This is a genomic window from Flammeovirga agarivorans, assembly GCF_012641475.1.
GTDB lineage: Bacteria > Bacteroidota > Bacteroidia > Cytophagales > Flammeovirgaceae > Flammeovirga > Flammeovirga agarivorans.
The window spans coordinates 405,360-427,098 of the sequence record NZ_JABAIL010000001.1 but is presented as its reverse complement, the minus strand read 5'-3'; the positions used below and the strand labels follow the sequence as shown (position 1 = coordinate 427,098).

The window sequence follows — 21,739 nt, the reverse complement described above, 5'->3', positions numbered from 1 at the left end:
ACAAAATAATATAATCAATACTTTCTAAAAAGAGAAAATAGAAAAAGCAATCATTCAAATATTAACTAAAAAATTGAACAATTGCTTTGATTTTTATCTAAAACAGAGCGAAAACGCTATTTTGCTTCTTTCAATAATAACTGTACACCAACATTATCCCACTCAAATCTCAAGTACATTTTATTAGATTCTTCAGCAGCTTTTACATCAATCATAAAACTCTCTACTACATTTCGAAGGTGTTCTGTAGGAACTACGACTTGCAAAACATCATCATCAGGATTTCTACTTGCCTTTCCGCCAAGACTTACTCCCCAATCATTTATCTTTTTATTGAAGATGACTGTCCATTCTTTAGATTCTGGAATTGTCCAAATAGAATATCTTCCTGGTGCTAAACGTTGGCCTTGAATATCCAAGGGAACATTCGTCATAAAGGTGGTTGGTTCATTAGCTCCTGTTCTCCAAACATGTCCATAAGGTACAAGGTTACCAAAAATAACTCTTCCTTTCTTAAAAGGAGATGAATAGTTGATAGAGATGTTTATTCCGTTAGAATGATATACTTCTTCTACTTGTGGACTATGTTTCTTGGTTTGAGTGATCATCACTTCTCTAAAAATGAGACCACCGATTAACAAGACACCAATAAACACAAGAAGATAAATTAATACTTTCTTCATTCTATAATATTCTCGTGATTAAAGTTTTGTTTCCACTACTTAATACAAAAACTATACTACTTTAGAATCAAAATACTTTCTAACCACTTCCTCTCCAGTTTCCATAGCTCCATGCACAGTCGCAGAATGACCACTGGTATTGCAGGCCTCTCCAATAAAAAATACTTTATCTTCTATTGGCTGTTTCAGTGTCTCTCTATGAATAATAGAATCCTTACGAGAATAAGAATATGTACCATGAAAATAAGGGTCTGACGTCCAATCTTTACCGTAGTGATTCGAATATAAGGCTTGAACATTTAGATCAGGAAACATCTCATCCAACTCATTAATAAGGATTTCTGCGACATCTTCATCACTTAGTTGATTAAACTCTTTGGCTGCATCTGCCATGATATAAGCACAAATACAATTAGGTTGAGCTGGTCGTATTAAATAAATAGGACATTTTTTCCCTCCTAAAATTTCTGTTGTATCTTCTTCCCAGAAAGGTTTATCAAACTCAATAAATAATTTACGTCCTTTACCAAAGCCTAATTTCTGAATTGCAATTCTTTTTTCATCTGGCATTGGTGGTGTGAAATTAATTTTCTCCTTTTTTAATACACCCAAAGAAGTACTAACAATCACTTTATCGAAATGATGCGATTCTCCACCTCTTGTCAAAAGAGTTACACCATCATCGGCATAATTAATATCAACAATAGATGTATTTAACTGAATTTCGTTTTCTAATTTATCTTTGAAAAAATCGATAGCATCACTGTACCTTCCATAAGAAAAGAAATTTCTGAATCCTGATGACCATCTCCATTCTTCCTCTCCCAAAGATTTTGCATACAATTTTTCAGCAGAAGCAGAATATTCACTAGTAATTCCATCAACGATGTACCTTAATTTAGAAGAGTACAAGGACTTCTCCTTTAAAGAAGCCATCACTGATCCTTCATAAGTCTCGTTACTGATATTACCAAAGTAAGCAAACAATCCATTGACGCTTTCAGGAAAGTCTTCTTTCTTTTCAACATCATGAAGTTTATTTTCAAACCAAACATATTCGTTACCAACAATAGGTTCAATTTTATGTTCTAGGTGGTCGAGCATTTCATAATTCACCGACTTCATTCCATGAATTTCAGCCGCTCCTAATTCTACAAACTTTTTCTTTATTCTTGAATGAGTATAAATTCTTCCTCCCAATCGGTCTGAAGCTTCATAAACAGTTATATTATAGTTTAGTTCTTTTAAAATACTCGCGGTATACAACCCGGAAATTCCTCCTCCAATTATTGCGATATTCATATTTACAGTATGGTTAATAATTCTCTGTTGAAAATACCAAAATCTTGATGATAAAAAAATGATTTTTTATAGCCATAATGACTGTAAATACCGTATACGAATAATAAGTAAAAATAGATTACACTTTAAAAACAATACATTAAAAATGATACACATAAATAACTCACTTGGAGCACAAGTTGTCGGCATTACATTAAATGGAGAAATTGATACGAAAGGTTTTGAAAGCTTTGTTGATGCTGTAGAAGAAAAAGCTAAAAATGGAAAAGTTAGGGTCCTTGCTGAATACACAAAGATCGGAGGATTAGAACATTACAAAGATTTTTTCATGATAATTAAGGAAAAGTTTGCTGCGAAAAAACATATTGAAAAATTTGCCATAGTTTCTGACATAGAATGGCTTCAAGGTGTATCCTCCTTTGCAGACTTTATGATGTCTGAATTCCCTATAAAATGCTTCAATATATCGGAGAGAGATCAGGCATTAGTTTGGTTATTACAAGATGATGAAGTGTACTCTCCTGCGATTAAAAAGTTAGCCACAGACAGTAATGATAACTTCTTGGCTTACAAGCTCTCAGGTAAAATAAACCCTCAAGAAGTTTATATGATCGATCAAGATTTTTCCAATCAAGCAGATACAAAATCTGAGATAAACCTTTACTTACAGTTCGACAACTTTAAAGGGTACTCTAATATTTCTGCATTATGGAATGATCTTAAGAATGGTCTAAAACACTACTCTAAGATCAATAAAATAGCCTTTGTAGGTCAAAGTAACCAATGGAGTGACCTACTTACTAGAATTAGTGATATCATCACACCAGGTGTGAATATTGAATACTTCGTTTTGGAAGATGCTGATAGAGCTAGGACTTGGTTAAACTTAAAATAATATAGATATAAATAATAATGACATCCGCCTAATCTAAGCGGATGTCATTTTTTTTGGTAATACTTATGTTGGAACAATTTTCAATGAATGATTAATAATTGAATTGGTATTTTACAACACGTTATACTAAGTCTGTAACTAGACTGTGATTTGGTTAGTGTGTGTGAAAACTATTCTTACAACATTAATAGTCTTTGAGTACATGTTTATTTGTCCTATGATATGAAATGAAAATTTACTTTGTTTTTCTTTATTGTACATTACAAATGTAGAGGGTTTATTAGGCAATACTTATGGTATAATACACAAGACATCAATTTTTTACACCATAAAATGACCTGCGAAAACGCAGGTTTTCAGAACAAAGCAAACACCGAGATTAAAATGAGATAATTGATTGATTTTGAGGAAGGGAATAAGGGGTAAAAAAGTATAGACAAAAAAAGAACGGCCTCCAACTGGAAGCCGCACTTACCACATACTAACCATAAATGGTTTTAAACCATATATAAACACATATAAACATAAATTCTAATGTAGGCATTGTGAAGTTGTTATGCAACTTTCACAGCTTGAAGTAGCTCTTGAAGGTGTTCGTCTTCAACAGTTTGAAGGCGATCTGCCATTTTCAAGAATTCTTGATAAGCTTCTTCTAACGCTTCGTGGCTTAATGTGTGCCCCAATTTTTGGATACGATAGAATAAAGCAGCTCTACCACTTCTTGCAGTTAAAACAATTGATGATTCCGAAACTCCTACCTCAGCAGGGTCGATGATTTCATAATTGTCTCTGCTCTTGATCACACCGTCTTGGTGAATTCCTGATGAATGTGAGAATGCATTGTCACCAACAATTGCTTTGTTAGGTTGCACAGGCATACGCATTGTATCAGAAACCAAACGGCTGATTTCGTAAATTTTTTGAGTATGTATAGCTGTATCGAAGTTCAACATATTATGTTTTCTCATCGCCATAACAACTTCTTCCATAGAAGTGTTACCGGCTCTTTCTCCAATACCATTCACAGTACATTCAATCTGACGAGCACCATTGCTTACGCCTGATAATGAATTTGCTGTAGCCATACCAAGGTCATTATGACAGTGAGTCGAAATAATGGCTTTGTCGATATTTTTCACATTCTCTTTCAAGAATTTGATCTTCGCACCATATTCTTCTGGAATACAATATCCTGTTGTATCAGGAATATTCACAACTGTAGCTCCGGCTGCAATTACAGCCTCAATGACTCGAGCCAAGTATTCGTTATCTGTTCTACCTGCATCTTCTGCATAGAACTCGACATCTTCTACAAATGTTTTTGCCAACTTAACAGCTTCAACCCCTCTTTCAATGACTCTATCTCTGTCTAGTCTTAGTTTTGTAAAAATATGTTGGTCAGAAGTACCAATACCTGTATGAATTCTAGGTCTTGCTGCAGGCTTAAGAGCCTCAGCTGCCACCTCAATGTCTTTTTTAACTGCTCTTGTCAATCCGCAAACAGTTGTATTTCGTATTTCAGAAGCAATACGATTTACCGCTTCGAAGTCACCAGGACTTGAAATTGGGAAACCTGCTTCGATAATATCAACGCCTAGACCTTCGAGTGCACGAGCTATTACTAACTTCTCTTCAGTATTCAAACGGCAACCTGGTACCTGCTCTCCATCTCGTAATGTCGTGTCGAAAATAAAAACTTTATCGTTCATAGGCTTAAACACTTTTAGGTGTTTGTTTTATTATCATTTAGAAATAAACCATTCATTGCAGAAGCAATGTAATTTCAAATGTAAATGGTGATGAAAAGCATCAAAAACTAAAAAAGATACATTTTACGATGTTTAATTTACTTTTATCCCTCATAAAATGTAATTTTGATGGATAGTATTGCATTACAAAAGGATTGAATAATTACGATGCCTAAAGAAAGATCAAATCACTTATATCAGCTTATCAAGTCGATGTCTCGCAGTGAGAAACGTTATTTTAAACTGGTCTCGAATGAAACCAATACTAATACGAACAAAAAGTTTATGCTTTTGTTTGACCTTATCGATAAGCAAGAAGTCTTCGATGAGGATGCTTTGCTAGCGTCTACACCTGAGCTAAAACCATCACAATTCTCCAATCTCAAAGCTCACTTATACAAGCGTATTCTTCAGTCTTTAAGGCAATTTCATTTAACAAAAATGGAAGATGCTGAGATTAGAGAAATGATTGATCATGTCGAGCTTTTATATAATCGAGGATTATACGATCAGTGCGCTGATACTCTACGAAAGTGTAAAAAGAAAGCACAAAAGAGTGATCATTTAGAGTTACTTCTTGAAATTCTTCGATGGGAAAAGAGTTTACTGTCTCATACTTTGGATAAACACAACCAACGTAGAGTAAATAAGTTGATCCAAGAAGTACAGGACGCTAATGACCGAATCAATACTATCAACCGATTTACAAATATATCCGCAACACTTAATGCTTTCTACCTAAAAACGGGTTATGTCAAAAGTCAGAAAGACTTAAACAAAGCCATGAGTTTAGTTAAAGGTGATATATTCAATATCGATGAGGACAAACTTTCGATCAATGAAAAACTTAGTCTTTACGATTTATATGTTGGTTTTTATTATTTTACTAATGATGTCAATACAGGTTTAGAATATGCTGAAAAGGCTCTGAATATATTCCATAATAATCAAGACATCATCCCTGCCAAATTGGACTTATATATTGCGTCCATCAATAACGTGTTGAATGGGCAATACAAGAATAATCAGTATAAAGACTTTGTGAATACTAAATCATTGTTTAGAAAAATAAGAACAATGAAAAAAGTTGAACTGAGTGAAAACATTAAAATGAAACTATTAAAATACTCATACATACATGAGTTCAATAGATTGTTTATGTTGGGTGATTTTACTGGCGGTATTCAAAGGTTAAACGCATTATTGAGTAATATTGAGTTCTTTATCACAAAACTGAATAAGCACTCGAGACTTATTCTCTATTATAAAATTGCTTGTCTTTATTTCGGCGCCAGTGATTTTAGACTTTCATCAAGATGGCTAAATAGAATTATTAATTCTGATGCGTTAGAAATGGATGTAAGAGAAGACGTCCATGTTTTTGCAAGAATTGTCAACCTTATTAGTCATTATGAAATGGGTAATACAGACTTGGTAGACTATTATGTAAAGTCAACTTACCGCTTCATGTTGAGAAAGGACAATCTTTTCAAATTTCAGAAGTACATTATGGCATTCTTGAAAAAACTTTCAAGAAACATGAATGATCAAGAACTAATGGAAGCTTTTATTCAATTAAAAGAAGTTTTATTACCACTAGAAGGCGATCGTTTTGAGAAATATCCATTTATGTATTTTGATATTATTTCTTGGTTAGAAGGTAAAATTGAGAAGCGTACGGTGCAAGATGTCATTCAGGAGAAAGCCCGTTTAAAAATAGGTGATGAATATCCAGAATAAAATCACCTATTTTCGAAACCCAACTAACTCTTTATCGTTGAAAATAATTACATACATTAACTAAATCGGCGACCAACGCCATAACTATCATAAATAATTATACTAGATGTCAAATTTAATAATACCACAAGATTACGCTAGATACTTACCCTACGATATGGCTAAGGATCTTGCACAATTACCAGAACAAGCCCAATATGAATTTATGGAAGAAATGAACTCCAGCAATAGGTCTACTCTGCTGATGTACATTATTCATATATTCTCTCCTATTCCCTTTTCATTAGGGTACGTAGGAAAATGGTTACAACAGTTTTTGTTCTGGATTACTTTCGGAGGTCTTGGAATTTGGTGGTTAATCATGTTAATCACCATACCTGAAGAAGTACGAGAATTCAATAGAGGCGTAGCTAGAGAAACATTTAGAATGATTGCTCATAAATACAAGTATGCACAGCGATCTGCTAGAAATAATAATGCGTACTCTAGTGACCTTATCCGTCAGCCTGAAGCATTAGACTTACCGAGCTTCGATCCTACTTTTATCACATTAGATCATCTTAAGAAAGGCTTCTTATTTGACTATAATGGACAAACATGGCAAGTGCTAGCAGAGGACCAGTTTGATAATAATAAAGGAGAATCCTATCGTATTTTCAAAGCTCATGCAGGAATTGAAGAAGCTTATTTTGAATTCAAGCATGGCTCATCTTTCAAAAAAATCTTTTTCTCTAAAAAAGTCAATATCTTCCAAATTGATCCTGAATTAGAAGAAAAAGTTAGAGCACATCAGGTCCCTCCAAATATTTTATATTTCAAAGGTCATCGTTTCTATAGAGAAGAAAGTGACAAAGGGTACATCTTTGATGTAACAGATCAGAGAGATGTAACAGAAGGATTTAGAAGACAAAATTGGCTGTACCTTAATGAAGAAAGAGATGTGGTTTTAACTATTGAAGAAATATCGCCACGCACACTTTCTGCATTTTATGGAAAGTATACCGACGAACATCACTTTGTTGATATTCTACCTGGTGCTGAAGCATAACAAAAACGGCTTCCTTGTTGAAAGGAAGCCGTTTTTTTAATTAATGTTTTTTGAAGTCTATAACAGATTGATTTTAATCTCATCAATCAAAAAGTTACATTCTGTTTGCAATAAAGCGAATTGATCACTCAACAAATGAGTATCATGCTCTTCTTTGGCCATTTTTTCCATAGAGAGAACCAGATCTTTGATCGGTTGGATGGCGATAAAGTTTACTGAAGATTTAAAACTATGTAAACTCTTATAAGCATTTTTCCAGTCGTTGTTGTTGATAGCAGTATTGATTTCAGAAAGTTGTACAGGTGCGTCAATAATGAATCTCTCCATCATCTCGGAGATTAATGCATTATCGCCTCCTGCGAAAGTTTCAAGATAACTTAAATCTATTCTTGTCTTTTCCATTTGAAAATCACACTAAACTAAATGTAAAATGTAAGTAGTATAAAAATAATTTGTAGTTAACTTATCAAGTTCTTCAACTTGAGTTTATCAATTATTTGTTTCCATCTCTTTTAGATAACGGTAGATGGTTACTTTACCAATGTCCAATTTTTTTGCCACATTTGCCACATTATCATCATATCGTTTCATAAATCTTTGAATGATTTCAATATTATATTCCTTTAGTGTCATTTCTTTAGACATAATGGCTTCAACATCCGACGAACCTGAAAACTGAAAATCTTCTGCTTTTATTTCATTTTCCGAACACATCACTGCCGCTAATTCAATAATTGCTTTTAATTCTCTAATATTTCCAGGGTAGTGATAATCGATCAACAATTGTTTTGCTTCTGCTGATAATGAAATGGCATTCATTCCATTACTATTACAGAATTCTTGTAAAAGGTGTTTGGCTAACAAGATGACATCATTACCTCTTTCTCTTAATGGCGGTAGATATACTGGAACACCAAGTAGACGGTAGTATAAATCCTCTCTGAAGCGATTAGCTTTCATTTCTTTAGACAAGTCTCTATGGGTCGCTGTGATAATTCTTACATCCAGCTTTATCACATTACTGCCACCAATTCTCACAACCTCTCTTTCTTGGATTACCCTCAATAGTTTTGCTTGAAGGCTGATATCCATTTCTCCAATTTCATCAAGGAAAATAGTACCTCCATTCGCTTCTTCAAACTTTCCTACTCGTTTTGCAATTGCTCCTGTAAAAGCACCTTTCTCATGTCCAAAGAGCTCACTCTCTAACAAAGGAGTTGGAATTGCAGCAATGTTCACAGCAACAAATGGCTTTTTTGCTCGAGTAGAATTGTAGTGAATCGCTTTGGCAACAACTTCTTTACCTGTACCTGTTTCTCCTGTGATCGATACAGTAATATTATTATCCACTGTTTTATGTAACATCTGAAAAACCTTTTTCATGGCATTACTATTACCAATAATCGATTTATCAAATTCGTACTTGTGTGATAATTCTTCTCTAAGGTGTTGTACCTCCTCTTCTAAGGATTGCTTCGTTTTTATTTTATTTAAAGCATTGAGGAGTCGCTCTCGAATATCTTCTTCTTTTGTGATATAGTCGTATGCGCCGTACTTAAAAAGTTTAATTGCAGTTTTGACATCTGTTTGCCCTGAAATCACAATTACTGGCACTCCCGGAAGCCTAGAAGTCACCTTTTGAATCACTTCCTCACCTGTCATATCAGGTAAAGTATAATCAATAGTAATTACAGAAGGCTTTTGATCTAAAGCATTCAGAAGGTCTTTTCCTTCTTTAAACATTACTACCTCATGTTCGTCATCCATAGACAAAATGTAGTGTAACATTTTAGAGAAGACAGCATTATCCTCCAGGGCAAATATTTTAAAACTTTCAAAGTTGCTCATACAAGCAAATAATTATTTACAGTGTTTTTGAATTTCAGCTGCGGCTAGGGAATAACCGAAAGCTTCCGCAGTAGCTAAAGTATTACACACTTCATCATCCGCCTCACCTCGTAAGGCACTCATGGCTAGTGCTTTGTAATAGTATGCTTCTCCGTATTCTTTATCAATAGCAATGGCTTTACCAATAACATTTAAAGCTTGTTCAAATTGTTGATCAGCAATCAACACTCTCGCTTTATGTAAATATATCCTTTTATCTGAACTTTGTGATAGAGCAATCGCTTTATCAAAATCATTTAAGGCTGCTTCTACACCATTTATTTCAGCATTTTCTAAACCTCTATTCAAATAAATATCTGAAATCGAATTATCCAATTGAATTGCCTGAGTATAATCAACAATTGCACCTTCATGATCTCTAAGAAAACGTTTTACATTTCCTCTATTGTAGTAGAATCTGTAGGCATTCGGTACATCTTCTTCTGTGTTCATGTAAATATTGATGGCTTCAGTAAAGTCATCTTGTGCTTTGCTATATTCCTCTAACGACATATGGGCGTAACCTCTTGCATTGTAGGCATCCATATTTTGTACGTTACTTTTAATAGCGGCATCAAATAAGCTAATTGCTTCTTTGTATTTATTCTCGGAGAGTTTCTTTTTCCCTTGATTGGTTAAATCTTCCGATGATGGTCCACAAGCGGATAAGATTAAAAATAAGGAAATAAAAAATAAGTTTATTTGTTTGGTCTTCATAATGCAAAAATACAATAAAAAATATTTTAGGACTTACCTCTTTTTGATAAAAAGATACTATAAACCTTACTTAGAGACACCTTATTTTTTAAAAAGATCAACAAACATCTATCTCTTAACGAAGGAGAAACCAACTGAAAGAGTAGAGAATAAAATGCTTTTGCTGTGATATAGTTTTCTGTAAAAAAGGCTAATTGGGCATGATAACGGACAGAATTAGCCAATGATAAATCCTCTTTTCTGTTCCTATTCAGATCTTTTGCTTTGAGACATATTCTTAAGGTTGACCTTAATAGTTGGTTTCCTCTTTTTTTGTAAAACTGTTTACCTAAAGAGTATCTCACTTCTCTTTTTTGAGTATTTATCTCATCGTAGAATGCAAACTTATACTTCCTTGCCAAGCGAATCCAAATATCAAAATCTTCATATGCCAGCGTTTCATCATATCCTCCCATCTCTAAGAGATATTTGGCTTTAAAAGTAATTGTTGGAGCAGAGAATAAAGGCGGATTACTCAATACTCTCTCATATACATCTCCTTCAATAACATCTAATAACAATGCTCCTTGCGTATCTCTTTTAAAATAGGAAGGTGCTAATAGCTTATCATTTTCATCAATAGTAGATATATCAGAAAAAACAGCAGCAAACTCGTCTGAGCATTGTTGAAACTTACCTACATCATCTTTAATTCTATTGGGTAAAAGAATATCGTCTGCAGCCAAGTCAATTATATATTCTCCTTTGGACAGAGATAATGCTTTGTTAAAGGCCTTACAATTTCCTTTGTTTTCTTCTAGCTGAATGAATGTTGCAGTAATATCGTATTTTTGTAATGTTGATAAGATTACATTCACAGAATCATCATTACTTGCATCATCTACAATAATTATTTCTATATTAGAATAGTTTTGTTGTTTAATAGACAAAAGCGTCTTTTCAACAAATTTTTCTTGATTATAACTCAAACAAATTACTGTCACTAAAGGAGTATTTGTCATATATATATGATTTTTTTGAAGCACTCAAATAGTAAAAATAAGTTACCGGTACTTTTAAGCATTATTTTTCTTTTTGCTTGTACCACTTCTTATGCTCAATTTTCTAATCTAAAATTTAGTACAAGATCACCGTATAAAACAATTGTTTCACATATCGGTTTTTTAAGTCCTTCTTCTGGAGCTTATAATCCTGAAGTTGCTGCCAAAACATTAGGTGGAGACGATTATTCTACTGAACAAAAGATTGGTCTAGCCATCAAACTGAAACAAATATATGACAAACATGGTGGATTAGACTTAGATGAAATTTCAAATCGTAGAAATTACCGCAATGAAGATGGTGATTATATCTATACTGTATTTGAAGATATTCCTGAAATTTATTTGATCAGAGAAGATGCAAATTGGGTGTATTCAGCAAAATCTGTTCGAGAAATCAATACTGTATTTAGAAGGTATTACCCTGCCGCATTGCCTCCAAAAAGACCAAAGAAGGAAAATACGGAAGAAGAGAATTCTAAAGATTCTACACAGGTTGTAGAGAAAGATTCTACAGGAAAACCGATCATCAAGAACAAACCCACTACAAAACCCTCGGTAGAAGAAAAACCAATTGTTAAACCTCCATTGGCAAAAGTTGACCTTAGCAATCCTAAGGCAACGGTTACTACTTTCTTCGTTTTTCAACAAGATGATAATTACCATCCTGAATTGGCCGCTAAAACCCTTGAATCATTAAAGCAGCTTTCTTTAGAAGATAGAATTACTCTATCGATGAAGTTAAAGCAAATTTATGATGGTCTTGGATTATGGATTGAAATTGAAGACATTCCTGAAGAAGCCGATTACCGTGATACTACGCGTCATAATAAAGAAATTTATGTCCTTGATAGACAATTACCTGATTTCTATCTAGAAAAATACAATGATAAATGGATGTTCTCTGAGGCAAGTATTCAGCTTATTGAGAACAAACACAGGCAAGTATTTCCTATTGGTACAGATGGATTAGAAACTGTAGGAAGTATCCTTAGAAAGCCATTGGGCAACTATGCAAGAAATGAATTATTCGGCCTCGAATTTTGGCAAGTCACTAGTTTATCTGTCATGTTTTTGGGGGCTTGGCTAGCCGCTATTCTTGTCTCTAGAATCATTATGCTATTCTTAGGGTATGTCTCCCAATCCAGAGAGGAGAGACGGTATATCCGTAATATGTTTAGCTCGGGTATCCTTATTATTATATGCTATTGGTACAAATTGATCTCTCCAAGTTTGGAGCTTTCCATTCAGGAATTACAATTCTTAATTATTGTACTGAAAGTCTATAGTATATTCCAGGTTGTCCGATTCTTCTATAATCTTATTGACCTTTGGGTTGCTTTCTGGCTAAGAAAAGCAAACGAAAATGAAGATCAGATACAAAGAGGTTTCGCTCCATTCTTTGGAATGACTGCCAAGATGGTCATCATTTTAATAGGTATCGTATTTACAGTAAGTGCCATGGGATATGAAATCTCAGGATTACTGACAGGTTTATCTATTGGTGGTGTTGCTGTAGCCTTAGCTGCCCAAGATACGATCAAGAACTTATTTGGCTCAATCATGATTTTCATGGATCGTCCTTTTGTTATTGGCGATTGGGTAAAAGCTGATGGAGTGAGTGGTTCTATAGAACAAATTGGGTTAAGATCTACGCGTATCAGAACATTTGAAAACTCTGTGGTTTCTATTCCTAATAGTAGAATGGCCGATTTCACTATTGATAATATGGGTATGCGTGTATTCAGAAGATATAAAACGTATTTAAGAATCAGCTACGATACCAAGCCAGATCAAATCGATGAGTTTGTAGATAGATTAAAAGAAATGATCAGAAAACATCCACATACAAGAAAAGATTTCTATGTGGTTAACCTGAACAATATTGGTTTATACTCTTACGATATCCTATTCTATATCTTCTTCGAAGCACCAACATGGGGTGACGAATTACACTTTAGACACGAAGTGATTAGAAGTATCATCAAAACAGCAAGAGATCTAGATATAGAATTTGCTATACCGCCAAATGGTATGGATTTAATGTTTATGGACGATAAAGGAGCATCGTTAAACTCTGCTTCACAAAAAACATCTGGAAATAAGCCTTTCGGTTTTATGTAATATGAAGTTATCTCGATCTATTATTGTCTCAACACTATTGGTCTTGCTCTCTTTTGAATTTTGTCATGCTCAGGAGAATGAAATTAAAGAGTATTCAAAGAAGGCTGATTTTTATCTCATCAACAAAGAAGGGAAGCATGTAGAAATGCTCGATTTCAGAGGAAAAGTACTGTTCGTTATTTTTGCTGCTTCTTGGAGTCAGGATTTTTTCGATGATTTTGATGAAATAAAAAATTTACAAAAAGAATTTATGGGAAAGGATGTGACTTTCCTATTTGTTGTCGCTGATGTATTAAATAATTGGGAAAGTTTCATCAATGAAAATGGAGTGAGACCAGAACAAACCATCAGATACACCTATAAGTTACCGAACACATCACCGAAATGTGAAAAGTGTTTCGTTTCCGAACACTTCAATCAAGATAATATTCCTTCTTACTATGTTTTTACAAAAAGAGGGGAAACATTAGGCTTAGAGTTACCTAGTCCTAAAGAAAATAAAGGGATAAAAAAGCTCTTAACTGGTGCAAAATCAATGAAATATAAATAAAAGTATGGATCCGTTATTAATTCCACTGATGGCAATAGCAATGCCAGCAGTAATCGTCGCAATCGTTACAAGAGGTAAAAAATACAATAATAAATTTACGAAACAGATGTCTCAGGAGCTGGAAAGTCTTAAAAAAGAGAATGAAAGACTGAGAAATCGTATTGAAAATATAGAAACTATTGTCACTGAACCCGACTGGGACATTAAAAGGACTTTAGATAGTGGAGAATCTTCGAAACAAAAGCATTTAGAGTAAGATTTTGAACGTAATTCGTACACTACCTAGTTTTTATGTACATATTCGAACACACTCCAAAAATCAATAAAATATTTAAATCGTTATTTATCAGTTAGTTACATTGTTTGGGTTAAAATTGGCATAAACGATGGCATAACATGATATAAACCGCGAGAGTATTTACTCTTAGCGTAAAGATAAAGTTTAAATAATTGAATTGGTTGGAAAAGGCAAATATCTCTTGATGTTTGCTTTTTTTATTTTATAGCCTCTCCTACTTTAAAATACACTACAGAAATCAGTATTTTAATAATCAATTTAATAAATCATCGAAATTGAAAACCTTTAACGTTCTAAAGTAACATCTAAATTAAAAGTTTGTTAGCTTTCGACAGAGGTGAAAATGAAATCATATTTTAATTAGTAAGATGTCAAAAACATTTATTTTAAACCAAGAAGCTAATGTAGGCTCCAACTACATTAATGAACTAAGAGATATAAACGTACAAACTGATAGAGCTAGGTTCAGAAGAAATCTTGAAAGAGTTGGTGAACTGCTTAGTTATGAAATCAGTAAAACACTAGAATATAAAGATATTGATGTAACTACTCCACTAGGTGTAGATCATTCTAGAACTATTGCGGATGAATTAGTGGTAACAACTATTCTAAGAGCGGGTTTACCAATGTACCAAGGAGTGCTGAACGTCTTTGATCATGCAGACAGTGGTTTCATTGCCTCTTATCGTTCAAACACTCCTGGTAGTGATGTAGAAATCAATATGGAGTATGTTGCTTCTGGAAACTTAGATGGTAAACTAGTGATCTTAGCTGACCCTATGCTTGCAACAGGTAAATCTCTTTTATTAGCTCTTGAAGGTTTATTGAAAAATGGTACACCAAAGCATGTACACATTATGGCTGCCATTGCTAGCCAACCGGGTGTTGATTATATTTTAGAAAATATCAATGTTCCTAGTACATTATGGCTTGGTGCAATAGATCCTGAGTTAAACAGTAAATCCTACATTATTCCTGGCTTAGGAGATGCAGGTGATTTATGCTTTGGAGAAAAGATTTAATTAAGTCAGTGATTATAAGACTTATCATATAATAAAGAAAGAGTGTATAGCGTTAAAAAGTTAACTATCTATACGCTCTTTTTTCATTTTATGGAAAACCAGTTAATCATCAACATACTTGAACTTATCGGAGGCCTCATCGTTCTGATAGGTGGAGGTGAATTTTTAGTAAAAGGTAGTACTAGCTTTGCCCTTAGATGTAAAGTACCTGCAATAATTGTTGGGCTTACAATAGTGGCATTTGGTACATCATCTCCTGAACTTTTTATTAGTTTATATTCTGCATTACAAGGCAACGCTGATCTTGCCTTGGGTAATGTTGTCGGGTCCAATATCTGCAACCTAGCCATGGTATTAGGTTGTATTTCGATTATCTATCCAGTTAAAGTCAGTAAAACAGCACTAAAATTTGATTGGCCCTCCGTAATAGTTTGCTCACTAACCTTCCTTCTTTTCTCTCGTGATGGTGTAGTTAGTTCTATAGAAGGCATCGTTTTTCTACTATTACTTTTTGTCTACATCTTCTTCTTATTGAAAAGAACAAAAAATGATGTACATCTACAGGCTACAACCGATGAAGAGTTTCAATTAGATGAAAGAGAAGAGAGAGAACAACCCAAAGTACTTTTATGGACCAAAGACATCATGTATATCCTAACCGGTATCATTTCACTTAAATTTGGCGCAGAATGGTTTATCAATGGCTCTAAATCTATTTGCCTTACTCAATTAGGTATGAGTGAAAGAGCTGTAGGTATTTTTGTTTTAGCACTAGGCACAAGCTTACCGGAATTAGTGACCTCTATCGTTGCCGCATTTAAGCGAGAAACTGATTTAGCTTTTGGAAACCTAATTGGCTCAAATATCCTCAACATCCTTTTTGTCTTAGGTACAAGTAGTCTAATTGTTCCCATTCATGTCAACGACATTTCATTATATGATTTTTTATGGATGATTAGTATAGCAGTTATTTCCACTCCTCTTATGTATTTCCAACACAGCCTATATCGTTACAAAGGTGTCCTACTATTATTACTCTATAGCTACTATATCTATCATATCTTCTAAGCTGCGATAATAAAAACTTAATATTTCTACTAATAGCCTGTCTATTTTTAAAATATCTATGTAAAGTGACGAACTTCTTTATATTTGTATACTGATTGAAATTGAACTCAAAAGATTTTTTATATCATACATACAATGAGAAGGCTTGGTGAATACCTCATCTTTCTAGGAAGGATGTTTACAAACAGGGAATCTTTTTCTACCTACCTCCGACTATTTTTTCAAGAATGTGTCAATATCGGTATTAATTCACTGTTCTTAATTGGATTTGTTTCTCTATTCGTAGGTGCGGTAATCGCTCTACAAATGGCTTATAACATTGTGAGTCCACTTCTTCCAAAATATATCATTGGGTTGGCCACTAGGGAAATGATGATCCTAGAAATGGCTCCTACTCTATCTGCCATCGTATTTGCAGGTAAAGTAGGTTCTCAAATTGCTGGTGGAATTGGGACAATGCGTATTACAGAGCAAATAGATGCCCTAGAAGTAATGGGTATCAACTCTGCTTCCTATTTAGTACTACCTAAAATTGCTGCAGGCATGATTATGCTACCATTATTGTGTATTTGTGCTGGTGCCTTAGGTATCTGGGGAGGCTGGCTTGCTACTCTATTTGGCAACTTATCTCCTGTCGAAGACTATATATATGGTATACAGTTAGAGTTTGTGCCATTTGAAGTACCATTTTCTATCATCAAATCATTCGTATTTGGTTTTATAGTAACTTCAATTGCTGCATTCAAAGGTTACAATGTTAAAGGTGGAGCATTAGAAGTAGGTAAAGCAAGTACAGATGCTGTTACTTCTTCTTGTATTGCTATTTTAGCTGCCGATTTTATTTTAGCAGATACTTTACTGGGATAATCATGATTGAAATTAAGAATATACAGAAGTCTTTTGAAGGCAAAACCGTACTTTCTGACATTAGTGCTACTTTCGAAAAAGGAAGAACTAATATGATTATTGGTGCCAGTGGTACAGGTAAAAGTGTGCTGTTAAAAACTATTGTAGGGTTATTCTCTCCAGATGATGGTGAAGTGCTGTATGATCAAAGAGATTTCCATAGATCAGATCGTAAAGAGCAAAAGAAAATTCGTAGTGAAATTGGTATGCTCTTTCAAGGTTCTGCACTCTTCGATTCATTAACTGTTGCTGAAAACGTTCGCTTCCCACTTAATGTCCACTCTGACATGTCGGAAAGTGAGAAAGACGATAGAGTAAACTTCTACCTAAAAAGAGTTGGTCTCGAAAATGCTGCCCATAAAATGCCATCAGAGATTTCCGGAGGTATGCAAAAGCGTGTGGGTATTGCTAGAGCTATTGTCATGAACTCACAATATTTATTTTGTGATGAACCCAATTCTGGTCTTGATCCTCAAACAGCTTGGATGATTGATCAGTTAATTCATGAAATTACTCAAGAATACAACCTTACTACCGTAATTGTTTCCCATGACATGAACTCTGTAATGGAGATTGGTGAATATATTATGTTTATGTATAAAGGTTTAAAAGTATGGGAAGGTGATAAGACAAATATTCTTGATGCCGAGCCACAAGCATTAAAAGACTTCTTATTTGCCAATAAATTAGTTCGAACCTTTAAAGGGATGAAGTAATAAATAGAAACAAGTAAGTAATAATTATAGGAAAAGCAGGTAGACTTGATGAGTTTATCTGCTTTTTTGTTCGTAATACATCCATTTGATTAACATAGATCAATTTTTCAACATCCTATTTCCCATTAAAAACCGTATTTCTAATATTTTAACATTATCGCTTTCATTTTTTTCAACCCCAATCACAAAAACCCGTTTTGTAAGATATCAAACAAAAATATTACTACTGTTTAACAATTAAATAAATAAGATGAAAAAGTTTTACCAAACACTATTAGTTGTATTAGGATTAACTATTTCCACATTCGCTACTGCTCAAGACAATCAATCTACTCCTAGTAACGGAGGCCACTATCAAGGTGTAGGATCACTTAATGTTGGTTTAGGTTTTGGCTTCAATCATAACAGTACGGGATTTATGGCCGACTATGAATTTCTACAATTAGGGCAGGATTTTACATTAGCAGCTGCTGCATCTTACTATGGGTATAGCAACTCATATGCTAAATACAGTACAATTGGCCTTGGTGTTCGTTTCAGATGGTACGCCGATAGGGTATTAGGTATCACAAGTAATAAATGGGATGTTTTCGCCTCTGGCGATATTGGCTTCGGTATTACTAATGCTGATTACTATGGTGAACATCATGGTAGTGGTGTTTCTCCAATCTATTGGGGTATTGGTATTGGTACAAAGTATCATTTCAATGAAAAAATTGGTTTACACGCTATTATCGGTACAGGAGCTCAAATTGGAGTTTCGATTGGTTTATAATTAAACTAACACCTACCTATAAATGATGCAATTCACTTTGTTGAAATCATCATTACTCAAAAACAATCATTAATTAAGTTCAGAAAACTACTATAAAGATGAAAAAGATTTATCAGACACTATTAATTGTATTAGGATTAACTATTTCTACCCTTGTTACAGCTCAAAATAATCCATCAACTCCAAATAATGGAGGACATTACCAAGGGGTAGGTTCTTTAAACGTTGGTTTAGGCTTTGGTTTCAATCATAATAGTACCGGATTTATGGCCGACTATGAATTTCTACAATTAGGGCAGGACTTTACATTAGCAGCTGCTGCATCATATTATGGATATAGTAACTCATATGCTAAATACAGTACAATTGGCCTTGGTGTACGTTTTAGATGGTATGCCGACAGAGTTTTAGGTATTACAAGTAATAAATGGGATGTTTTCGCTTCTGGTGATATTGGTTTCGGTATTACCAATGCGGACTATTATGGCGAACATCATGGCAGCGGAGTTTCTCCTATTTATTGGGGTATTGGTATCGGTACAAAGTATCATTTCAATGAAAAAATTGGTTTACATGCTATTATAGGAACAGGGGCTCAAATTGGAGTTTCAATCGGGCTATAATTCATCATTTTATAGGTATATACTATAATAAAAAGGGTTTTCTATTCGTTTAGAAAGGCCCTTTTTGCTTTTATTCAACTTCACAAATAACCAATTGACATTATTTTTCAATAGGTTATCAACTATTCTTTATTTAAGGTGATCTTAAGATTAGTTTTTGTTAACGAGATTATATATTTTTACTATGTTATGAATGAAAATAATAAATTCATATTACGATTTAGATTCTAAACTTATAACTCATTTTTTATGAAAAAACTATTCAATCTTATCTTAACGCTTGCACTGTTATCTTTAACTACAGCTGCCTTTGCTCAAAATGGTGGTGGATCTGCAGATTATAAAGGTCCAGGTACTTTAAACGTTGGTTTAACTTCAGGTTTTGGTAACTACCTTGGAGTTGGTGCTGATTATGAATTTAACTTAGCACAAGACTTTACAGTTGGCCCATCAGTTGAATTTAACTCTTGGAACAACTACGAAGGAAAAGATTATACTGCTTTCGCTATTGGTGCCCGTTTCAGATGGTATGCTGATAGAGTATTAAAAATTACTCACCCTAAATGGGATGTATTTGCTAACGGTAACATCGGTTTTAATATCAATGGCCCTGACGGTTTATGGTGGGGACTTGGTATCGGTGGTAAATTCCACATCAGTGACTCATTTGGTTTACAAGCCATCATCGGTTCAGGTGCTCAAATTGGTGTAACATTCCAATTATAATATTAGGCATTCAAGCAATTGAAATATTTAAGGTTCTATCAACAAAATGAAGTTGATAGAACCTTTTTTTTGTTTCATTCTTCCTTTTTTCAATCTTTTGTTTCATTATTTCAACATCGTTCCCAACTTTTAATTTCTCTACTACCTTTTTCTAGTGTTTTTGTTGACATTGTTGATTGTAAAAACTCAAAAACCAATTTTATTGAATTATGCGAAAACTATTATCGCTTTTGATTGTGACTATTGCACTTTTGTTCTCTACACATCTTCAGGCACAAGAGTCTGCAAAATCTAAAGGTAGTGGCTCAGGATATATGGGGCCCAATAATTTAAACCTAGGGTTAATTTTTGCCGGAAATATTGGCTTTCATGGAGACTATGAATTCAATATGGCTCAAGATTGGACTGTAGGTCCTAATGTTGATATTACATGGTGGAACAGTAATGGAAATAGCTGGAGTGCATTCTATTTCGCTTGTAAGTTTAGATGGTATGCCGATAGGGCATTTGGTATTACCAACAATCAATGGGATGTCTTTGCTCAAGGTGACGCAGGTTTCCAAGCTTATAGTTACCCTGATGATTACTGGAAAAACTATTACAATTATAGTGCTTTCAATATGTCCATAGGTTTTGGAGGGAAGTTCCACTTTAATGAAAAAGTTGGTCTACAAGCCTCCTTCTCATTTCCTTTCTTTAGTGGGTATGCCAACTATGGTTTTCAGTTTGGAGTCCACTTAAATCTATAATGACTTACAAAAAAATGTTATATAAATACTCCTTTTCAAGGGGTATTTTTTTTGTCCTAACAAAATTTACTCTTTCTTTTTATACTTGCAGGAAATAATTAACAATACAAACAATTTAGATATGAGAACTTCACAATTAAGATCATTAGTTCTGGTCTTTATTTTTTCTGTACTAGCAACGATTACTGTAAATGCTCAAAGTAATGATAGTACTCAGACATCTTCCAACTCCAAGAAAGGAGGAAGTTATGCAACTGGTCATCCTTGGTTTATAAATGCTGGATTCGGTTTTAGTAATCATGGTATTCCATTTTATGTTGGAGGTGAATACAATGGATTTCACCCTGATATTTCAGTAGGTGGTGTTTTCTCTTACCATAACAAATGGAACAACGATAAAAGCCATAGTGCATGGACATTATCTGCTATTGGTAATTATCACTTCAATAGATTATTGAATCTTACTTCTGAATGGGATGTGTATGCAGGTGCCAATGTTGGTTTTTATGGATATAGTGACAATGCTACCGGCTTTGGTGGTGGAATTCAAATTGGAGGTCGCTGGTTTATTAATGACTTTATTGGCTTGAACCTTCAATTTGGAGGAGGTACAGTTTCTGGCGGTCAGTTTGGAGTCACATTCAGGCTATAGAAATTATATAAAGATTATAAAAAAGAAAAGCGGTCACACAAAGTGAGCCGCTTTTTCTATAGAATGTATTATTCTTAATCCCCTAAGAATATAATACTACTTTTTTCTTTTTTAAGCTGATGCTTTTAAGTACCCGGTTAAATTGGTTACATAAATACCATCATCAATACTCTCATGGCTTTTCCACCCTTTTACTCTAACAGTAAAAGATCTCTCAGCATACCCTTGTATAATTTTTAAACCAATTGGTCTAAGGTATAAAACAGTATCTTGACCATTTTCTGTTTTAAGAATAGCCATTGCTTGCTGCCCCTCATATCGTACATCACTTAGAACACCATGTAGTATTGTTTTCATGTGTTTGATTGTTTTGTTGATCTTTGATTCAAATATAAACACAATTATGTTTAAATAAAAATCATTGACCATAATTTCATCAAATAAATGACAGGAATATGATCAATGACTAT

23 protein-coding genes are annotated in these 21,739 nt (G+C 33.9%); 15 read left to right on the top strand and 8 right to left on the bottom strand.

Annotated elements, in window-relative coordinates:
• Positions 1–116 precede the first annotated feature (116 nt).
• Both HGP29_RS01790 and HGP29_RS01785 read right to left on the bottom strand, forming a co-directional pair.
• Positions 117–683 (bottom strand): DUF2911 domain-containing protein, encoded by a 567-nt coding sequence (locus tag HGP29_RS01790; RefSeq protein ID WP_168880597.1) that lies wholly within the window; start codon positions 681–683, stop codon positions 117–119.
• Positions 684–734: 51 nt separating this feature from the next.
• Positions 735–1,985 carry a flavin monoamine oxidase family protein gene (locus HGP29_RS01785; protein WP_168880596.1) on the bottom strand — a complete coding sequence of 417 codons (1,251 nt, stop codon included), beginning with the start codon at positions 1,983–1,985 and terminating at the stop codon, positions 735–737.
• Positions 1,986–2,130: 145 nt separating this feature from the next.
• Between HGP29_RS01785 and HGP29_RS01780 the strand changes: the two genes are divergently transcribed.
• Entirely contained in the window at positions 2,131–2,880 is a 750-nt protein-coding gene (locus HGP29_RS01780) for a SpoIIAA family protein (RefSeq protein WP_168880595.1), read from the top strand.
• Between the two features lie 554 nt (positions 2,881–3,434).
• Here the strand turns inward: HGP29_RS01780 and HGP29_RS01775 are convergent.
• The gene (locus HGP29_RS01775; protein WP_168880594.1) at positions 3,435–4,589 is read right to left on the bottom strand and encodes a 2-isopropylmalate synthase; all 1,155 of its coding nucleotides are present in this window, start codon (positions 4,587–4,589) and stop codon (positions 3,435–3,437) included.
• A gap of 207 nt (positions 4,590–4,796) precedes the next feature.
• Between HGP29_RS01775 and HGP29_RS01770 the strand changes: the two genes are divergently transcribed.
• Positions 4,797–6,368 carry a hypothetical protein gene (locus HGP29_RS01770; RefSeq protein ID WP_168880593.1) on the top strand — a complete coding sequence of 524 codons (1,572 nt, stop codon included), beginning with the start codon at positions 4,797–4,799 and terminating at the stop codon, positions 6,366–6,368.
• 106 nt (positions 6,369–6,474) lie between these two features.
• Positions 6,475–7,416, top strand: coding sequence for a TM2 domain-containing protein (locus HGP29_RS01765; protein WP_168880592.1), 942 nt, complete (start codon positions 6,475–6,477; stop codon positions 7,414–7,416).
• A gap of 57 nt (positions 7,417–7,473) precedes the next feature.
• Here the strand turns inward: HGP29_RS01765 and HGP29_RS01760 are convergent, their stop codons facing one another.
• The 4 genes from HGP29_RS01760 to HGP29_RS01745 form a co-directional block, all read right to left on the bottom strand.
• Positions 7,474–7,818, bottom strand: a complete 345-nt coding sequence (locus HGP29_RS01760; RefSeq protein ID WP_168880591.1) for an Hpt domain-containing protein — start codon at positions 7,816–7,818, stop codon at positions 7,474–7,476.
• A gap of 87 nt (positions 7,819–7,905) precedes the next feature.
• Positions 7,906–9,264 (bottom strand): sigma-54-dependent transcriptional regulator, encoded by a 1,359-nt coding sequence (locus tag HGP29_RS01755; protein WP_168880590.1) that lies wholly within the window; start codon positions 9,262–9,264, stop codon positions 7,906–7,908.
• Positions 9,265–9,276: 12 nt separating this feature from the next.
• Positions 9,277–10,020, bottom strand: a complete 744-nt coding sequence (locus HGP29_RS01750) for a tetratricopeptide repeat protein (RefSeq protein ID WP_168880589.1) — start codon at positions 10,018–10,020, stop codon at positions 9,277–9,279.
• Positions 10,021–10,046: 26 nt separating this feature from the next.
• Positions 10,047–11,021, bottom strand: a complete 975-nt coding sequence (locus HGP29_RS01745; RefSeq protein WP_168880588.1) for a glycosyltransferase — start codon at positions 11,019–11,021, stop codon at positions 10,047–10,049.
• 15 nt (positions 11,022–11,036) lie between these two features.
• On the opposite strand from HGP29_RS01745, the gene HGP29_RS01740 reads away from it, so the two are divergent.
• The 12 genes from HGP29_RS01740 (at position 11,037) to HGP29_RS01685 (ending at position 21,269) form a co-directional block, all read left to right on the top strand.
• Positions 11,037–13,184, top strand: coding sequence for a mechanosensitive ion channel family protein (locus tag HGP29_RS01740; protein ID WP_211093171.1), 2,148 nt, complete (start codon positions 11,037–11,039; stop codon positions 13,182–13,184).
• A gap of 1 nt (position 13,185) precedes the next feature.
• Positions 13,186–13,734: a TlpA family protein disulfide reductase gene (locus tag HGP29_RS01735; protein WP_168880586.1), complete on the top strand. Its 549-nt coding sequence runs from the start codon at positions 13,186–13,188 to the stop codon at positions 13,732–13,734.
• 4 nt (positions 13,735–13,738) lie between these two features.
• Positions 13,739–13,990, top strand: a complete 252-nt coding sequence (locus HGP29_RS01730; protein ID WP_168880585.1) for a hypothetical protein — start codon at positions 13,739–13,741, stop codon at positions 13,988–13,990.
• A 410-nt stretch (positions 13,991–14,400) separates the two neighbouring features.
• Positions 14,401–15,054, top strand: coding sequence for a uracil phosphoribosyltransferase (gene upp, locus HGP29_RS01725; RefSeq protein WP_168880584.1), 654 nt, complete (start codon positions 14,401–14,403; stop codon positions 15,052–15,054).
• Positions 15,055–15,144: 90 nt separating this feature from the next.
• Positions 15,145–16,122, top strand: coding sequence for a calcium/sodium antiporter (locus HGP29_RS01720; RefSeq protein ID WP_168880583.1), 978 nt, complete (start codon positions 15,145–15,147; stop codon positions 16,120–16,122).
• Between the two features lie 135 nt (positions 16,123–16,257).
• Positions 16,258–16,989, top strand: a complete 732-nt coding sequence (locus HGP29_RS01715; RefSeq protein WP_168880582.1) for an MlaE family ABC transporter permease — start codon at positions 16,258–16,260, stop codon at positions 16,987–16,989.
• A gap of 2 nt (positions 16,990–16,991) precedes the next feature.
• Complete coding sequence (locus HGP29_RS01710; RefSeq protein WP_168880581.1) at positions 16,992–17,744, top strand: ABC transporter ATP-binding protein; 753 nt, start codon at positions 16,992–16,994, stop codon at positions 17,742–17,744.
• Between the two features lie 250 nt (positions 17,745–17,994).
• Positions 17,995–18,519 carry a hypothetical protein gene (locus HGP29_RS01705; RefSeq protein ID WP_168880580.1) on the top strand — a complete coding sequence of 175 codons (525 nt, stop codon included), beginning with the start codon at positions 17,995–17,997 and terminating at the stop codon, positions 18,517–18,519.
• 98 nt (positions 18,520–18,617) lie between these two features.
• The gene (locus HGP29_RS01700) at positions 18,618–19,142 is read left to right on the top strand and encodes a hypothetical protein (RefSeq protein WP_168880579.1); all 525 of its coding nucleotides are present in this window, start codon (positions 18,618–18,620) and stop codon (positions 19,140–19,142) included.
• 249 nt (positions 19,143–19,391) lie between these two features.
• Complete coding sequence (locus tag HGP29_RS01695) at positions 19,392–19,868, top strand: hypothetical protein (protein WP_168880578.1); 477 nt, start codon at positions 19,392–19,394, stop codon at positions 19,866–19,868.
• A gap of 209 nt (positions 19,869–20,077) precedes the next feature.
• A complete protein-coding gene (locus HGP29_RS01690) occupies positions 20,078–20,617 on the top strand; it encodes a hypothetical protein (RefSeq protein WP_168880577.1) in 540 nt (179 codons plus the stop codon).
• A 121-nt stretch (positions 20,618–20,738) separates the two neighbouring features.
• Complete coding sequence (locus HGP29_RS01685; RefSeq protein ID WP_168880576.1) at positions 20,739–21,269, top strand: hypothetical protein; 531 nt, start codon at positions 20,739–20,741, stop codon at positions 21,267–21,269.
• Between the two features lie 111 nt (positions 21,270–21,380).
• Here HGP29_RS01685 and HGP29_RS01680 read toward each other — a convergent pair whose 3' ends face one another.
• Entirely contained in the window at positions 21,381–21,626 is a 246-nt protein-coding gene (locus tag HGP29_RS01680) for a hypothetical protein (RefSeq protein WP_168880575.1), read from the bottom strand.
• Positions 21,627–21,739 lie beyond the last annotated feature (113 nt).

Coding starts and splice junctions, on each gene's coding strand:
- HGP29_RS01790 (WP_168880597.1), bottom strand. CDS start 683: ATGAAGAAAGTATTAATTTATCTTCTTGTGTTTATTGGTGTCTTGTTA.
- HGP29_RS01785 (WP_168880596.1), bottom strand. CDS start 1,985: ATGAATATCGCAATAATTGGAGGAGGAATTTCCGGGTTGTATACCGCG.
- HGP29_RS01780 (WP_168880595.1), top strand. CDS start 2,131: ATGATACACATAAATAACTCACTTGGAGCACAAGTTGTCGGCATTACA.
- HGP29_RS01775 (WP_168880594.1), bottom strand. CDS start 4,589: ATGAACGATAAAGTTTTTATTTTCGACACGACATTACGAGATGGAGAG.
- HGP29_RS01770 (WP_168880593.1), top strand. CDS start 4,797: ATGCCTAAAGAAAGATCAAATCACTTATATCAGCTTATCAAGTCGATG.
- HGP29_RS01765 (WP_168880592.1), top strand. CDS start 6,475: ATGTCAAATTTAATAATACCACAAGATTACGCTAGATACTTACCCTAC.
- HGP29_RS01760 (WP_168880591.1), bottom strand. CDS start 7,818: ATGGAAAAGACAAGAATAGATTTAAGTTATCTTGAAACTTTCGCAGGA.
- HGP29_RS01755 (WP_168880590.1), bottom strand. CDS start 9,264: ATGAGCAACTTTGAAAGTTTTAAAATATTTGCCCTGGAGGATAATGCT.
- HGP29_RS01750 (WP_168880589.1), bottom strand. CDS start 10,020: ATGAAGACCAAACAAATAAACTTATTTTTTATTTCCTTATTTTTAATC.
- HGP29_RS01745 (WP_168880588.1), bottom strand. CDS start 11,021: ATGACAAATACTCCTTTAGTGACAGTAATTTGTTTGAGTTATAATCAA.
- HGP29_RS01735 (WP_168880586.1), top strand. CDS start 13,186: ATGAAGTTATCTCGATCTATTATTGTCTCAACACTATTGGTCTTGCTC.
- HGP29_RS01730 (WP_168880585.1), top strand. CDS start 13,739: ATGGATCCGTTATTAATTCCACTGATGGCAATAGCAATGCCAGCAGTA.
- upp (WP_168880584.1), top strand. CDS start 14,401: ATGTCAAAAACATTTATTTTAAACCAAGAAGCTAATGTAGGCTCCAAC.
- HGP29_RS01720 (WP_168880583.1), top strand. CDS start 15,145: ATGGAAAACCAGTTAATCATCAACATACTTGAACTTATCGGAGGCCTC.
- HGP29_RS01715 (WP_168880582.1), top strand. CDS start 16,258: ATGAGAAGGCTTGGTGAATACCTCATCTTTCTAGGAAGGATGTTTACA.
- HGP29_RS01710 (WP_168880581.1), top strand. CDS start 16,992: ATGATTGAAATTAAGAATATACAGAAGTCTTTTGAAGGCAAAACCGTA.
- HGP29_RS01705 (WP_168880580.1), top strand. CDS start 17,995: ATGAAAAAGTTTTACCAAACACTATTAGTTGTATTAGGATTAACTATT.
- HGP29_RS01700 (WP_168880579.1), top strand. CDS start 18,618: ATGAAAAAGATTTATCAGACACTATTAATTGTATTAGGATTAACTATT.
- HGP29_RS01695 (WP_168880578.1), top strand. CDS start 19,392: ATGAAAAAACTATTCAATCTTATCTTAACGCTTGCACTGTTATCTTTA.
- HGP29_RS01690 (WP_168880577.1), top strand. CDS start 20,078: ATGCGAAAACTATTATCGCTTTTGATTGTGACTATTGCACTTTTGTTC.
- HGP29_RS01685 (WP_168880576.1), top strand. CDS start 20,739: ATGAGAACTTCACAATTAAGATCATTAGTTCTGGTCTTTATTTTTTCT.
- HGP29_RS01680 (WP_168880575.1), bottom strand. CDS start 21,626: ATGAAAACAATACTACATGGTGTTCTAAGTGATGTACGATATGAGGGG.